Source organism: Paenibacillus sp. P4_E11, assembly GCF_056401635.1.
Genome location: NZ_JBFUIX010000009.1, coordinates 108,176 through 121,608, shown reverse-complemented (window position 1 = coordinate 121,608; position 13,433 = coordinate 108,176). Strand labels below are relative to the sequence as shown.

The window sequence follows — 13,433 nt, the reverse complement described above, 5'->3', positions numbered from 1 at the left end:
GGTTTAGTCGTACCGCAATTGAAAGAAAAAGCAGTAAATGAGTTGAGGGTCTATCTGTCGAAAAGTCTAGAACACATTTATACAGATGAAGAAATGAAAATTTATGTGCCCATTTATGCACAAGTTATCCATGAAGGTGCCATTCAATGGGCGACTGGGAACACCATTATGAACAAAGAGGAAGTCGCCAAAAGGGTTGCATTATTAGTAATAGGCGGATTTGAATCATCAGAGAGAACGTAAAAGGAGTATACATATGGGAGATGGCAAAAAAGAAAAAAATTATTATCAAAGAGGAACTGAAGAATTAAAGATGAAGGGTATTAGAGCTCAGAAACTGGTTCAAGAATTTAACAGGATTGACTTTGAAAAATTTGAAAAGAAAGAAAATATTATTCGGGAATTGTTTGGAAGTGTGGGAGAAGGGTTTAGCATCGAGCACAACTTTCATTGCGATTTAGGTTACAACATACACGTAGGAAATAACTTTTATGCAGGTTATAACTGTACGATATTAGACATGGCAGAGGTAAGGATTGGTGATGATTGCATGATAGCTCCTAATGTTGGGATCTATACCGCTGGTCATTCTGTAGAACCAAAGGATAGAAATAAAAGTGGTTATGGGATACCGATAACTATAGGAAACAATGTATGGATTGGCGGGAGTTGTGTAATCTTACCTGGTATAAATATTGGTGATAATTCCATTGTAGCTGCAGGTTCAGTTGTCACGAAGGACGTGCCTGCAAATACAATAGTCGCGGGTAATCCAGCAAAAATATTAAGACAAATAACCGAGTAATAATTCAACTCTGTATTTGTAGTAGATAGAGATGAAAAAGGTACTTTAATTACATGTCGTTGGAAGCATGTAATTTAAGTACCTTTTTACTCCTGTATCTCTCCATGACTAATGGCGAGGATGGTATTATTATAGTATTATTAAATTACAAGAGATAAAATTAGTATACCACCTAGAGAAACAAATGATGCAATCAGGCAGGCGGCAGTGAAGCTCTTAAACATATCCGGTAACGATAATCCTAAATATTCTTTTACAAACCAAAAACTCGAATCGTTGACATGGCACCAGCCAATCGCTCCGGAACCAATGGCGAGAACGATAATTTCCGGACTAAAACCAGGATAAGCAGCCAGCATAGGTGCCACCATGCCTGCAGTACTAATCATGGCCACCGTGGCGGAACCGATAGCAAGGTGCATAAGCCAAGCTATTAGCCAAGCGAGAATAATCGGGTTCATATTTAGTGACATCAAAATCTTAGACAATTCAGTACCTAACCCACTGTCAACTAAGATGGCATTAAAAGCTCCACCGCCACYAATAATCAGCAAGATGCCGGCAAGCGGTCCAAAGCATTGTTCTGTAAGAGATAAGAGGTTTTTCATTTTTAAACCACGAGAAAGGCCTAACGTATAATAAGCTACAAATACCGAAATGAGAAGTGCAATAATCGGATTGCCTAAGAAAGTAACAATAGGCAATAAAGCCGAATCTTTTGAGAGAAACAATGTACTAACAGTTTTTCCTACCATAATGAGTAGGGGCAATAGGATAGTAAATAGGGTAATGCCGAAGCTTGGAAGATTCTCAACTGGCGTTGCAGCGATCCCTTCTGATTCCTTTAATACTCCAGTCTTGCACTTCGTACTGATAAACTTGGCCCAAATTGGACCAGCTAAAATGGCAGTAGGAGTTCCTATAAGAAGAGCAAACAGAATGACCTTACCTACATCAGCCCCCAAAGTTGTAGTAATTGCAAACGCTGCCGGATGTGGAGGCACCATCGAGTGAACGACCATCAGCGATACTGCCAAAGGAATTCCAACACGGAGTAACGACATCTTAGCTTGTTTGGCAACTATGAAAACCAAGGGAAAAAGTAAAACAAATCCTACTTCAAAAAATACGGGAATTCCGGCAATTAAGCCGACAATTGTCATAGCCCAGGGAGCTCTTTTTTCTCCCATTGTGTTTAGTAATGTTCGTGCTAGGCGCTCCGCGCCGCCAGATACTTCCAACATTTTACCTAAAATCGTGCCAAAACCGATAATAGTAGCCAGAAAACCTAACGTTCCAGCCATTCCGTTTTCAATGGAAGTAGCAATCTTAGGAAGAGGCATACCTGTAGCAACTCCCACAAAAATACACACTAATATTAAGGATAGAAAGGGATGTAATTTAACTCGAAGAATGAGAAAGATGAGAATTGCTATAGATGCGACTAATACCAGCATCATCATTGTTCCAGTTTCCATTGTCTTAACCTCTCCCTATACTCTAAAGTAAATTAGCTGATTGCACCTTTACGGTAGAAATCATCCATAACATCTTTTGGAACCATGCCGCCGCCAGTAGCCCAAAGAATATGAGTGGCATTTTGCATCTTCTGTTCAAGGTGATTATGTTTTAGATAATCTTGTCCCATGGAAGAAGCATACAGTTGAACGGGTCCGATAAATCCTGCAACTGCCGATGGTTCTAAGAATATTCCTTCTGAATCGGCTAACTTTCTAAGGATTCGATAGAGACAGTCGTCTTGAATAGTAAAGACACCACTAATATCTTTCTCTAGTGCTTTGCCCACAAAGCCTGATGGTCTCCCTACGGCAAGCCCATCTGCTGCTGTAATATTATCAACGCCAAATTCCTGAGCTGATACCTCGTTATGCTTACGTGTCATTAAACCTAGCAACATTGCCGGTGAATGGGTTGGCTCTGCATAAAAGCAATGGACATTGTCTCCAAATACTGTCCGCAATCCGAAAGTAATTCCGCCAGGAGCGCCGCCTACACCGCAAGGTAGATATACGAAAAGCGGATGATCCTGATCGACTGGAATCTTCATGTCATTTAGTTGCTTTTGGAGCCGTTTAGCTGCTACGGCATAACCAAGGAATAATGTTGAAGAATTTTCATCATCAACGAAGTGGCTATTGGGATCTTCCTGGGATTGTTGTCTGCCAGCCTCTACTGCTTTCCCATAGTCGCTATTGTGTTCAACTACGATAGCACCTTTTTGCCGCAATAAATCTTTTTTCCATTGTTTAGCGTCAGTAGACATATGCACAATAACTTTGAAACCCAATTGGGTACTCATAATACCAATACTAAGACCTAGATTACCGGTTGATCCGACCACAATCGAATAATTCGAAAATAGAGTCCGAAATTTTCCGTCTGCCAGAATGGAGTAGTCATCGGTTATTGACAGCATGCCATGTTTAAAGGCTATCTCTTCGGCTACTTTTAATATTTCGTAAATTCCTCCACGAGCCTTTACAGAACCAGAGATGGGCAGGTGACTGTCACATTTAAGATATAAATTTCCCACTATTTCCTGATTGAACATTTCTGATAACTTCTGCTGCATTTTAGGGATGTTGACTAATTCAGATTCGATGATTCCGTTTTTTTCCTTGGTCTCCGGGAATACTTTTGCTAAATAGGGGGCGAAGCGAAGCAATCGTTGTTCCGCATCTTCGATATGATCTTTCCCTAATTCCGTGTTAATAATTCGGTTGTTGCAACTCTCAAGCTGCGGGTTTACCCAGAAAACTTCCTGAGTATCAATGATTTTCTGCAGTTCCGGTAATTCATTTTTCCATTGTTCGACTGTTTTTCCAGCAATGTTGTTAGTCATTTTTACCTCCGTACTAAAATAAATAAATTTTAAAATTCAAAATGTGAATTGGTGCAGGAACGTGCGGGAAACGTGAAGCGCTTACAATTTGCTTGCGAATATGGTCCAATAGCAGCGAGAGCCGTATCAGTCTGATATCCAATTGCAGTATATTAATAGATGTGCACCTCCATTTATGATGATATTCTAACGGAGACTCAAAAAAGTTAAATCAAATTTAATAAATTAAATATAATTGAATATTAGCATTTCACGTTTATTAATTCAAGCTTAATATTTATCGATTTTTTGGTAAAATAATCAATAATTATTTAATCTGGATAAAAAAACCGTTTCTGTATTTACTAGTGTGCAATACACTTGTAAATACAGAAACGGTCTTTATAATTTGTTTTCTAAAATGTCGGAGGAGTAATAGCAAAAATAACGGTTGCTTCTTTATCCGATCTATTTTCCCACTTATGTTCTATCCCAGGTGGTATTTTTACACTGTCTCCATTATATAAAGTCTCCACATCGTCCCCAATAAATAATACTACCTCACCAGCCAATACATAAGCGACTTCTTCACCAATGTGTCTCATAGGTTTTTCGGCAGACTGGGATTCAGGCGGTAATTTCATTAAAACCATCTCAATTGAGCCGCTTAAATCCGGAGACAATAATGAATATTCCCAATTGTTCGATGATGGAAATATGATTTTTTTTCTGGAATCTGCTCTGGTAATTAAATCTTTAGTTTGCACAAATTCAGTAAATAAACTAAATAAAGGAACTTCCAATGCATCGGCAATCATGCGTAGAGTATTCAGTGACGGACTGGAAAGTCCCCTTTCAATTTGACTTAACATTGATGAAGTTACATTCGTTATTTCTGATAACTGTTTAATAGTATAATTCTTATTTTTGCGAAATTTTGCGATTGTTTTACCTAATTCTAGATTATCCATAATTCATCATACCTCTTAAAAATACCTCAAATTTAATTAATATGCCGTTCCTGAGCTTAATAGCCTATAAAATAAAGATATCATAAATCTTAGATATTTTAAAGTTTGATTAGATTTTTTAGTATCAGAGGCTTATCGCGGGCTCGAAGCTTCAAATCCGGCAAATTTCACGCGGGCAAGCCGGGAAGGTCGGGCATTGGCAAATGGCCTTCAGCTCGTTCAGCGTCTTCACGATGATGTATCCGCCGTCCATATCGATGATGCCGTTCGACTTCAACTCGCTCAGCATGCGGTTGACGCTTTCCCGCGTCGCGCCGATGAAATCGGCAAGTTCCGTATTGGTCAGCTTCATCGTCAACCGAATGCCGTCCTTCGTCGCCACTCCGCAGGTGTTGCATAACCGGATCAGCGTCGAAGCTAGCGCACCCGGCTTGCCGAACAGCAGCAGATCGCGGAATTTCGACTGCGTTGTAAGATACTGCAGCGCCATCCATCTGGTGAAAGCTACGGCAAAGTCGCCGTGCCGATGCAGAAGAATTTCAAGGTCCTTTTCTTGAATGATCCCGAACTCGGCGTCTTCGATCGTCTCAGCGTTGTAGCCGTACCTGCCGCTTCCGGTCATATCGAGTGTGCCGATCAAATCCCCTTGTCGCTGAATCGACAAGTTGATCGTCTTTCCGTCTTCGGTTGTTTTGGTTAATTTGACCCGGCCCGAACGCACATAATACAGCTTGCCGGTTTCATCGCCTTCCCAGAACAGATACGAGTGGGCTTCCACTTTTTTTGGATACATCAGCCTTTCCAGCAGTTCGCGATGTTCCGCAGTAAAAAACGCATCGGCCCCCCATTGCGGACATTCCGTGCAGCCTCCTGCAGCCGGACCTTGTTGATTTATCACAGTCGTCATGTGAGTTCCTACCTCTCGTTCAATCTTCATACCCTTATCATAACTTTTGGCGCCGATTTCTCCCATCGGGTGATCCCCTGAATTTGAAGGAGGAACTCCCCTATTTATCTGTGAGGAATATCACTACCCTCTCGGGGGAAACACACCCTAGCCGAAATAAATCGCACTTCGGACGAATAGCAAAGCCCTCCATCGCCGCAACCGCGCAACCTGCGTCCGACTTTTCACCCCCCTTGTGATGGTCTTTGTGATTTTTATCACAAACACGTGCCGGTATCCGTTATATACTGAAGCCATGAAGGAGATGAGAGTGACAATCGTCGTCCCGTACAACGGCTCCGAATAGCATACGAGCCGATCTGTTCTGATCGTGGAATAGGAGGAATGGCTATGGGTTACACACATATTCTGGTTGCATACGACGGATCCGAGCTGGCCAAAACGGCGCTGGAGCAAGCGGTAAGCATTGTGCGCGGGAATCCGGTGGCCAAATTGACCGTGCTTCATGTGTATCATTTACCGAGCATTCAGATCGGCGCGGCTTTCTACGCGGGTTCTCCGAGTGTGGAAAAAGAGTATTACGATTACGCTGAAGCGATGCTGGAGGAAGCGCGCAAGGCCATAGAAGAACTGCCCTACAAAGCGATGAAAATGCGAAAAGGCTTCCCGGTCGACACGATCCTGGAGGCTGCCGAGGAGTTGGGCTGCGACTTGATCGTGATGGGCAGCCGGGGACTGAGCGGCTTGAAGGAATTCATGCTGGGAAGCGTCAGCCACGCGGTAGTACAAAAAGCGAAAATTCCGGTTTTGATCGTCAAAACGTGTTAGGGCCAGTCGTCCAAAACGGAGGGGTGCCGGTATGAACGAAACTAGGAACGGCAAGAAGAACGAAGCCGCGGCGAATCGCGAACGCAAGGAAAACGAGTTGGAGACATACAGTGCCGCTGTCTGCCAGAAATGCGGAGCGGAGCTCCCGCTGTTGGCGGAATGCTATCCGACAGAATGCGAAGCGTGCAGCGGGCATACTTATTATCCGATCGGGCCGAAACCGAGAAAGCCCGATAAGGCAGCGTCCCTGCCGGATGTGGGCCTCATCGACGAGTACATGCTGTAGGACTATTTATTCTTGACATGAGGGGATGACCCATATGCATTTTCTATTCCATGGGAAACAAATGGAAGTTACGGATACGATGAAGCAATATGCGGAACAAAAGATCAGGCGCACAGAATCGATTGCGGAAATCGAAGAAGCGGTGGTGACGTTTATCGTAAGCGGCCACAAACAAGATACGCACAAGGTTGAGGTTATGCTCCGACTGGAGGGAGGCGTCGTCCGGGCGGAAGAACGTACGGACGATATGTACGCGTCGGTAGACGCGGTAGCCGACAAGCTGGAGCGGAAGCTGCGCAAGCTGAAGGAGAAGCTGCGCAGAAGACTGCGCCGCGGAGGCTTGCCGGAGCTTGCTTCGACTACACAAGCGGAAGAGGAAGAGAACCCTTTTGAGATCGCGCGTGTCAAGCAGGTTAGCTTAAAACCGGTCGATGTGGAGGAAGCGATTCTGGAGATGAATTTGTTGGATCACAACTTCCATGTATTCATCAATAGCGCGACGCGTTCGACGGATGTCGTGTACAAGCGGATCGACGGAACGTATGGATTGATTACCTCTTTTGTACGATAGGTGCAGGACGAGTACTGAAAATGATCCCGAACATCATCTTCATAAACTCTAGGGTCAAATCTCCATGCTGCCCGAGCAAGATGTCCAAATCCTACTGCTGGATGACTCCGACGACGCTGTTCTCTGCCGCTTCCGCATTAAACCCTTGCGTTAGGTTGTGGAAAGGGTCGACCTGACCGAACAGATCGCCTTCCTTGTACACGTAAAGGRCGAAATGCCGGCCGTCATCGGATGTTTTGGTGATACGAAAGCTGCCTTTTTGGATGTAGTACAGTTTATCGGCCTTATCGTACTGCCAGAAAAGGTGGGTCCCATGGGGGACGTTTATTTCATACATCATGCTCGTCAGCATGGCGAGGTTCGCTTCCGAGAAGCAGCTTGTGTTCGTGATGGAATTGTGTCGATCCGCAGTTGCTTCCTTCCAGTGTAGCTGTATAGGCGGGGCGTGAAGATGATGTTTATCACACCGCTCTACAGGATCGACGTGACATAGGTCACAGCGGCAGGAGCGAGATGGGTGTTTAATGGAGACAGGAACGAAACTGTTGCTTCGTTCGGCTTTAACTCGTGAAAAGGAGGCGATTGATCGTGATGACCGGCGTCATTTTGGCCGGCGGCTTCGATCGCAGAATGCATGGGCAGCCCAAAGCGCTGCTGCCGTTCGGCGACGAGAAGCTCATCGTACGTCAGCTTCGGCTGATGAAGCCGGTTTGTAGCGAGTTGATTGTCGTGACCAACGACCCCAACCCGTACTTGCGTTTCTTGGATAGGGAAGTTCGCATCATCACGGATTTCGTACCGAATCGAGGACAGCTGAGCGGCATGTATGCGGGGCTTAGCTTGGCCCGCAACCGGGACGTATGGATCGTCGGGTGCCATATGCCGTTCCTGTCTGCCAAAGCGGCGGAACTGCTTCAGGCCAAGAAGCATGAAAGCTTTAACGCGTCACTTCCTTGGGTCCAAGGAGGCTTATATCCGTTACACGGCGTGTATGACCGGTCCTGCGCAGAGGCGGTATGGCCTCTCTTGCACAGCGGGGACCCATCGGTATCCCATTTATTGAAGAAAATCAGTTGGGCGGAGTTTCGCGATACCGAATTCCAAGCGGAAGGAATCGATACGTCGTTCGTTGACTGCTTCAACACGCCGGAGGAGTACGAACGGCTGTTGCTGAGGCTCTCGAACTCGGCACCGCTTAAGGCCGTATTCGGTTCGTGACCAATTAGATTCGAATGGAGGAAGAGACGATGGCTGTAGAGGAAAGCAAATTGCCTGAACGGATTGTGCCGCGGGACGAGATCAACCAGCTGGCGGCAAAAGCGAGGAAAGCGCAGGAGGCTTATCTGAAGCTGGATCAGGAGCAGGTGAATCGGATCGTTCAAGCGATGGCGCTCGCCGGCCTCGACAAGCACATGCTGCTGGCCAAAATGGCGGTCGAAGAAACCGGGCGCGGCGTGTACGAGGACAAAATCACTAAGAATATTTTCGCCACGGAATATATTTACCATAGCATCAAGCACGACAAGACGGTCGGGGTCATCGAGGACAATCCTTACGACAATGTGGTAAAGGTAGCCGAACCCATCGGAATCATTGCCGGAGTCACGCCGGTGACGAACCCGACTTCGACCACGATGTTCAAATCGCTTATTGCCGCCAAGACGCGGAATTCGATCATCTTCGCGTTCCACCCTTCCGCGCAGCGGTCCAGCGCCGCGGCGGCACAGACGCTTCTCGAGGCGGCCGTCAAGGCGGGCGCGCCGGCCCACTGCATCCAATGGATCGAGCATCCGTCCGTCGAGGCGACGCAGCTGCTGATGAACCATCCGGACGTCGCTCTTGTTCTGGCGACAGGCGGCTCCTCAATGGTCAAGGCGGCTTACAGCACCGGCAAGCCGGCGCTCGGCGTCGGTCCCGGCAACGTGCCTTGCTTCATTGAGAAAACCGCCGATTTGCCGCAGGCGGTCACGGACCTCATCCTGTCCAAAACGTTCGACAACGGCATGATCTGCGCATCCGAGCAGTCCGTCATTCTCGAGGAGCCGATCTACGACCAAGCCAAGAAGCTCATGACTGAGCTTGGCTGTTATTTCTTGAACGTCGAAGAGACGGCAGCCGTATCCAAGCTGGTGATCAATTCCGAGAAATGCGCCGTCAACGCCGTCATCGTCGGCCAGCCAGCCGTGAAAATCGCCGAAATGGCCGGCATCTCGGTGCCGCCGTCAACGAAGGTGCTTGTCGCCGAGCTGAAAGGGGTCGGGGACCAGTATCCGTTATCCGCGGAGAAGCTGAGTCCAGTACTCGCCTGCTACAAGGTCAAGACACCGGAGCAGGGCATCGAGCGCGCGGCGGAAATCGTCCAGTTCGGCGGAATGGGGCACTCGTCCGTCATCCATTCGAAGGACTCCAAGGTAATCGATGCGTTCGCGGCCCATCTGAAAACAGGCCGCATCCTTGTCAATTCGCCTTCGACGCACGGAGCCATCGGTGACATCTATAATACGAATCTACCTTCGCTTACGCTCGGCTGCGGGTCATACGGCCACAATTCGACGACCGCGAACGTGACGGCCGTCAACCTGATCAATGTGAAGCGCGTCGCAAAACGAACCGTAAACATGCAGTGGTTCAAGGTGCCGCCGAAGGTGTATTTCGAACGGGGCGCCACGCAGTATCTGGAGAAAATGCCGGATATCTCGCGAATCCTCGTCGTCACCGACCCGATGATGGTCAAGCTCGGTTATGTCGAGAAGCTGGAATATTACCTCCGGAAACGGCAGCAGCCAGTTGCCGTCGAAGTATTCTCCGAGGTGGAGCCCGATCCGTCGGTCGATACGGTGCGCCGGGGAACGGCGCTTATGGAGTCGTTCCAGCCAGACTGCATTATCGCCCTGGGCGGCGGATCACCGATGGATGCGGCCAAAGCCATGTGGCTGTTCTACGAATATCCGGATACCAGCTTCGATTCGCTCAAGATGAAGTTCCTGGATATCCGTAAACGCGTCTACAAGTATCCGCGGCTCGGACGGAAATCGAAATTCGTCGCGATCCCGACGACATCGGGCACGGGCTCGGAAGTTACGTCGTTCGCCGTCATTACGGACAAAGAAAAGGGCAATACGAAGTACCCGTTGGCCGATTACGAGCTGACGCCGGATGTGGCGATCATCGATCCCGAATTCGTGTACAGCTTGCCGAAGACCGCCGTGGCCGACACAGGGATGGACGTGCTCACGCATGCGATTGAAGCGTACGTCTCCGTCATGGCCAACGACTATACGGATGGGCTCGCGCTGCAGGCGATCCGGCTGGTATTCCAGTATCTCGAGAAGTCGTATCACGAGGCCGACCCGCTGGCCAGAGAGAAGATGCACAACGCCTCGACAATAGCCGGAATGGCGTTCGCGAACGCGTTCCTGGGCATCAATCACAGCCTCGCGCATAAGTGGGGAGGCCAATATCACACCGCTCACGGGCGTACGAACGCGATCCTGTTGCCTCACGTCATTCGATATAACGCGCAGAAGCCGACGAAGTTCGCGTCGTTCCCGAAATACGATCATTTCATTGCGGACCTTCGGTATGCGGAGATTGCCCGCATGCTTGGCCTGCCGGCGAATACGACGGAGGAAGGGGTCGCCAGCCTGATCACGGCCGTACGTAAATTGAACCAGTCGCTGGGCATTCCTGAGAAGTTTGCGGATCTCGGCTTCGACCCGAAAGACTTCGAATCGAAGGTTGATGCATTGGCAGACCGCGCTTTCGAGGATCAGTGTACGACAGCGAATCCGCGCATGCCGCTCGTAACGGAGCTGGCCGATCTTTACCGCAATGCATTCTATGGAAGCTTTGAATAGATGAGAGATTAGGATAGGAGGAACCTACTATGTCTATAAATGAAATGGAAGTTCGTCAAGGCGTATCGGCGGCGCAGGCGGGGGCCGAGTCGGCGGTTCCGGCCGGCTGGAGCGGCTATCAGGGCGGCAAGTGGCAGCAGCGGATCGACGTCAAGGATTTTCTGGATCGAAACCTGATTCCGTATGAAGGCGACGATTCCTTCCTGGCGGGTCCGACGGCGGCTACATCCGAATTGTGGCGGCAAGTCAGTGAGCTGCAGAAGCGTGAGCGGGAGAATGGCGGCGTGCTCGATGTGGACGTGAACACGGTGTCGACCATCACGTCCTATGGGCCAGGCTACCTGAATCGCGATCTGGAGCGTATCGTAGGTCTGCAGACAGACGCTCCGTTAAAGCGGTCTGTGCAGCCGTTCGGCGGGATCAAAATGGCGGAGGACGCGTGTAAGGCTTACGGCTTCCAGCTGCCGGACGAAATGCTCCGTTTGTTTACGGACATTCGCAAGACGCATAATCAAGGCGTGTTCGACGCCTATACGAGCGAGATGCGCAAGGCCCGTAAAGCCGGCATCATAACGGGATTGCCGGACGCTTACGGCCGCGGCCGAATCATTGGCGACTATCGCAGGCTGGCGTTGTACGGTGCCGACCGACTGATCGAGGACAAGAAGCGGGACTTGCTGCAGCTCGAAGTCGATGAGATGACGGAGGACGCGATCCGCGCCCGCGAGGAATTGTCCGAGCAGTTGCGCGCGCTTGAGGAGCTCAAGCAGATGGCGGCTTCGTACGGCTACGACGTATCGGAGCCGGCGCGGGATGCGCGCGAGGCGGTACAATGGGTGTATTTCGCATATTTGGCGGCGATCAAGGAGCAGAATGGCGCCGCGATGAGCCTGGGCCGCGTCTCTTCGTTCCTGGACATTTATATCGAACGGGATCTTGAGGAAGGAAAGCTAAGCGAAGAGGCGGCGCAGGAGCTGATCGACCAATTCGTCATGAAGCTGCGCCTTGTCAAGTTTTTGCGGACTCCGGATTATAACGAGCTTTTCAGCGGCGACCCGACCTGGGTGACGGAATCGATCGGCGGCATGGCGCTGAACGGTTCGACCCGTGTGACCCGGACGTCGTTCCGTTTCCTCCACACCCTGTACAATCTGGGTCCCGGTCCTGAGCCGAACTTGACCGTGCTGTGGTCCGATAAGCTGCCGGAAGCGTTCAAGAAGTTCTGTGCCCAAGTATCGATCGAAACGAGCTCGATTCAGTACGAGAATGACGATCTGATGCGGCCGTTTTTCGGAGACGACTACGGGATCGCCTGCTGCGTGTCGGCGATGCGGATCGGCAAGCAAATGCAGTTTTTCGGGGCTCGGGCGAATTTGGCGAAGGCGCTGCTTTATGCCATCAACGGCGGCCTCGACGAGAAGCTATGTACGCAGATCGGGCCGGCGACGAAACCGATAACCACCGAGACCCTGGACTATGACGAGGTCATGAAGCGGTACGACGTCATGCTGGAATGGCTCGCCAAGCTGTACATGAACACGCTGAACGTGATTCACTACATGCACGATAAATATTGCTACGAGCGGATCGAAATGGCGCTGCACGACCGCGAGATTTTGCGTACGATGGCTTGCGGCATCGCCGGCTTGTCGGTCGTCGCCGACAGTTTGAGCGCCATCAAGCATGCGAAAGTAAGGCCGATTCGGGACGAGAGAGGAATCGCCGTCGATTTCGCCATTGAAGGCGAGTATCCGCAATACGGTAACAACGACGACCGTGTCGATCTAATCGCCGTGGAGCTCGTCGAGACGTTCATGAACAAGCTTCGCAAGCATAAGGCGTACCGCAACGCGCTACCTACGATGTCGGTGCTGACCATTACGTCGAACGTCGTGTACGGCAAGAAAACCGGCTCGACGCCGGATGGGCGAAAAGCCGGAGAGCCGTTCGCCCCGGGCGCCAATCCGATGCATGGCCGTGACCGCTTGGGGGCTCTCGCCTCGCTCGAGTCCGTGGCGAAGCTGCCTTATGAGCATAGCATCGACGGCATTTCGAACACCTTCTCGATTGTGCCGAAGGCACTCGGGAGGGAGCAGGAAATGCGCATCGTCAATCTGGTCGCGCTGATGGACGTGTATTTTTCCAAAGGAGCTCACCATTTGAACGTCAACGTGTTCGACCGCGAGCAGTTGCTGGATGCGATGGAGCACCCGGAGAACTATCCTCAGTTGACGATTCGCGTATCCGGCTATGCGGTCCACTTCATCAAACTGACCCGTGAGCAGCAGCTCGACGTCATTAACCGGACGTTCCACGGCCAAATATAGGGGATACCGCGCTTTCGTGGAAAGGGAAGGGGGAACAAC

General features: G+C 49.6%; 12 protein-coding genes and 1 pseudogene. 8 read left to right on the top strand and 5 right to left on the bottom strand.

What is annotated here, in order from left to right:
* Both AC1DWB_RS06320 and AC1DWB_RS06315 read left to right on the top strand, forming a co-directional pair.
* Positions 1 to 243, top strand: a pseudogene (locus AC1DWB_RS06320) (TetR/AcrR family transcriptional regulator); the annotation flags it as partial.
* A 13-nt stretch (positions 244 to 256) separates the two neighbouring features.
* Entirely contained in the window at positions 257 to 805 is a 549-nt protein-coding gene (locus tag AC1DWB_RS06315) for a sugar O-acetyltransferase (protein ID WP_477540188.1), read from the top strand.
* A gap of 140 nt (positions 806 to 945) precedes the next feature.
* Here the strand turns inward: AC1DWB_RS06315 and AC1DWB_RS06310 are convergent, their stop codons facing one another.
* The 4 genes from AC1DWB_RS06310 to AC1DWB_RS06295 form a co-directional block, all read right to left on the bottom strand.
* Positions 946 to 2,283: a GntT/GntP/DsdX family permease gene (locus AC1DWB_RS06310; RefSeq protein WP_477540187.1), complete on the bottom strand. Its 1,338-nt coding sequence runs from the start codon at positions 2,281 to 2,283 to the stop codon at positions 946 to 948.
* A 32-nt stretch (positions 2,284 to 2,315) separates the two neighbouring features.
* Positions 2,316 to 3,668 (bottom strand): D-serine ammonia-lyase, encoded by a 1,353-nt coding sequence (locus tag AC1DWB_RS06305; RefSeq protein ID WP_477540186.1) that lies wholly within the window; start codon positions 3,666 to 3,668, stop codon positions 2,316 to 2,318.
* 395 nt (positions 3,669 to 4,063) lie between these two features.
* Entirely contained in the window at positions 4,064 to 4,618 is a 555-nt protein-coding gene (locus tag AC1DWB_RS06300; protein WP_477540185.1) for a helix-turn-helix domain-containing protein, read from the bottom strand.
* Between the two features lie 151 nt (positions 4,619 to 4,769).
* Positions 4,770 to 5,591: a Crp/Fnr family transcriptional regulator gene (locus tag AC1DWB_RS06295; RefSeq protein WP_477540184.1), complete on the bottom strand. Its 822-nt coding sequence runs from the start codon at positions 5,589 to 5,591 to the stop codon at positions 4,770 to 4,772.
* Positions 5,592 to 5,915: 324 nt separating this feature from the next.
* Here AC1DWB_RS06295 and AC1DWB_RS06290 point away from each other — a divergent pair, with 324 nt between their 5' ends.
* Genes AC1DWB_RS06290 through hpf form a run of 3 tightly spaced genes read left to right on the top strand, consistent with a single transcriptional unit; the run spans position 5,916 to position 7,210 of the window.
* Positions 5,916 to 6,353, top strand: a complete 438-nt coding sequence (locus tag AC1DWB_RS06290) for a universal stress protein (RefSeq protein ID WP_477540183.1) — start codon at positions 5,916 to 5,918, stop codon at positions 6,351 to 6,353.
* Between the two features lie 31 nt (positions 6,354 to 6,384).
* Complete coding sequence (locus tag AC1DWB_RS06285) at positions 6,385 to 6,639, top strand: hypothetical protein (protein ID WP_477540182.1); 255 nt, start codon at positions 6,385 to 6,387, stop codon at positions 6,637 to 6,639.
* A 34-nt stretch (positions 6,640 to 6,673) separates the two neighbouring features.
* Positions 6,674 to 7,210, top strand: a complete 537-nt coding sequence (gene hpf, locus AC1DWB_RS06280; protein ID WP_477540181.1) for a ribosome hibernation-promoting factor, HPF/YfiA family — start codon at positions 6,674 to 6,676, stop codon at positions 7,208 to 7,210.
* A gap of 91 nt (positions 7,211 to 7,301) precedes the next feature.
* On the opposite strand, the gene AC1DWB_RS06275 is transcribed toward hpf, so the two are convergent.
* Positions 7,302 to 7,562 (bottom strand): cyclic nucleotide-binding domain-containing protein, encoded by a 261-nt coding sequence (locus AC1DWB_RS06275; protein ID WP_477540180.1) that lies wholly within the window; start codon positions 7,560 to 7,562, stop codon positions 7,302 to 7,304.
* Positions 7,563 to 7,801: 239 nt separating this feature from the next.
* Between AC1DWB_RS06275 and mobA the strand changes: the two genes are divergently transcribed.
* From mobA to pflB, 3 genes are read left to right on the top strand one after another with little or no spacing between them, the layout of a single operon-like run.
* Complete coding sequence (mobA, locus tag AC1DWB_RS06270) at positions 7,802 to 8,428, top strand: molybdenum cofactor guanylyltransferase (protein WP_477540194.1); 627 nt, start codon at positions 7,802 to 7,804, stop codon at positions 8,426 to 8,428.
* A gap of 29 nt (positions 8,429 to 8,457) precedes the next feature.
* Entirely contained in the window at positions 8,458 to 11,067 is a 2,610-nt protein-coding gene (gene adhE, locus AC1DWB_RS06265; RefSeq protein WP_477540179.1) for a bifunctional acetaldehyde-CoA/alcohol dehydrogenase, read from the top strand.
* A 29-nt stretch (positions 11,068 to 11,096) separates the two neighbouring features.
* Positions 11,097 to 13,394 (top strand): formate C-acetyltransferase, encoded by a 2,298-nt coding sequence (pflB, locus tag AC1DWB_RS06260; protein WP_477540178.1) that lies wholly within the window; start codon positions 11,097 to 11,099, stop codon positions 13,392 to 13,394.
* Positions 13,395 to 13,433 lie beyond the last annotated feature (39 nt).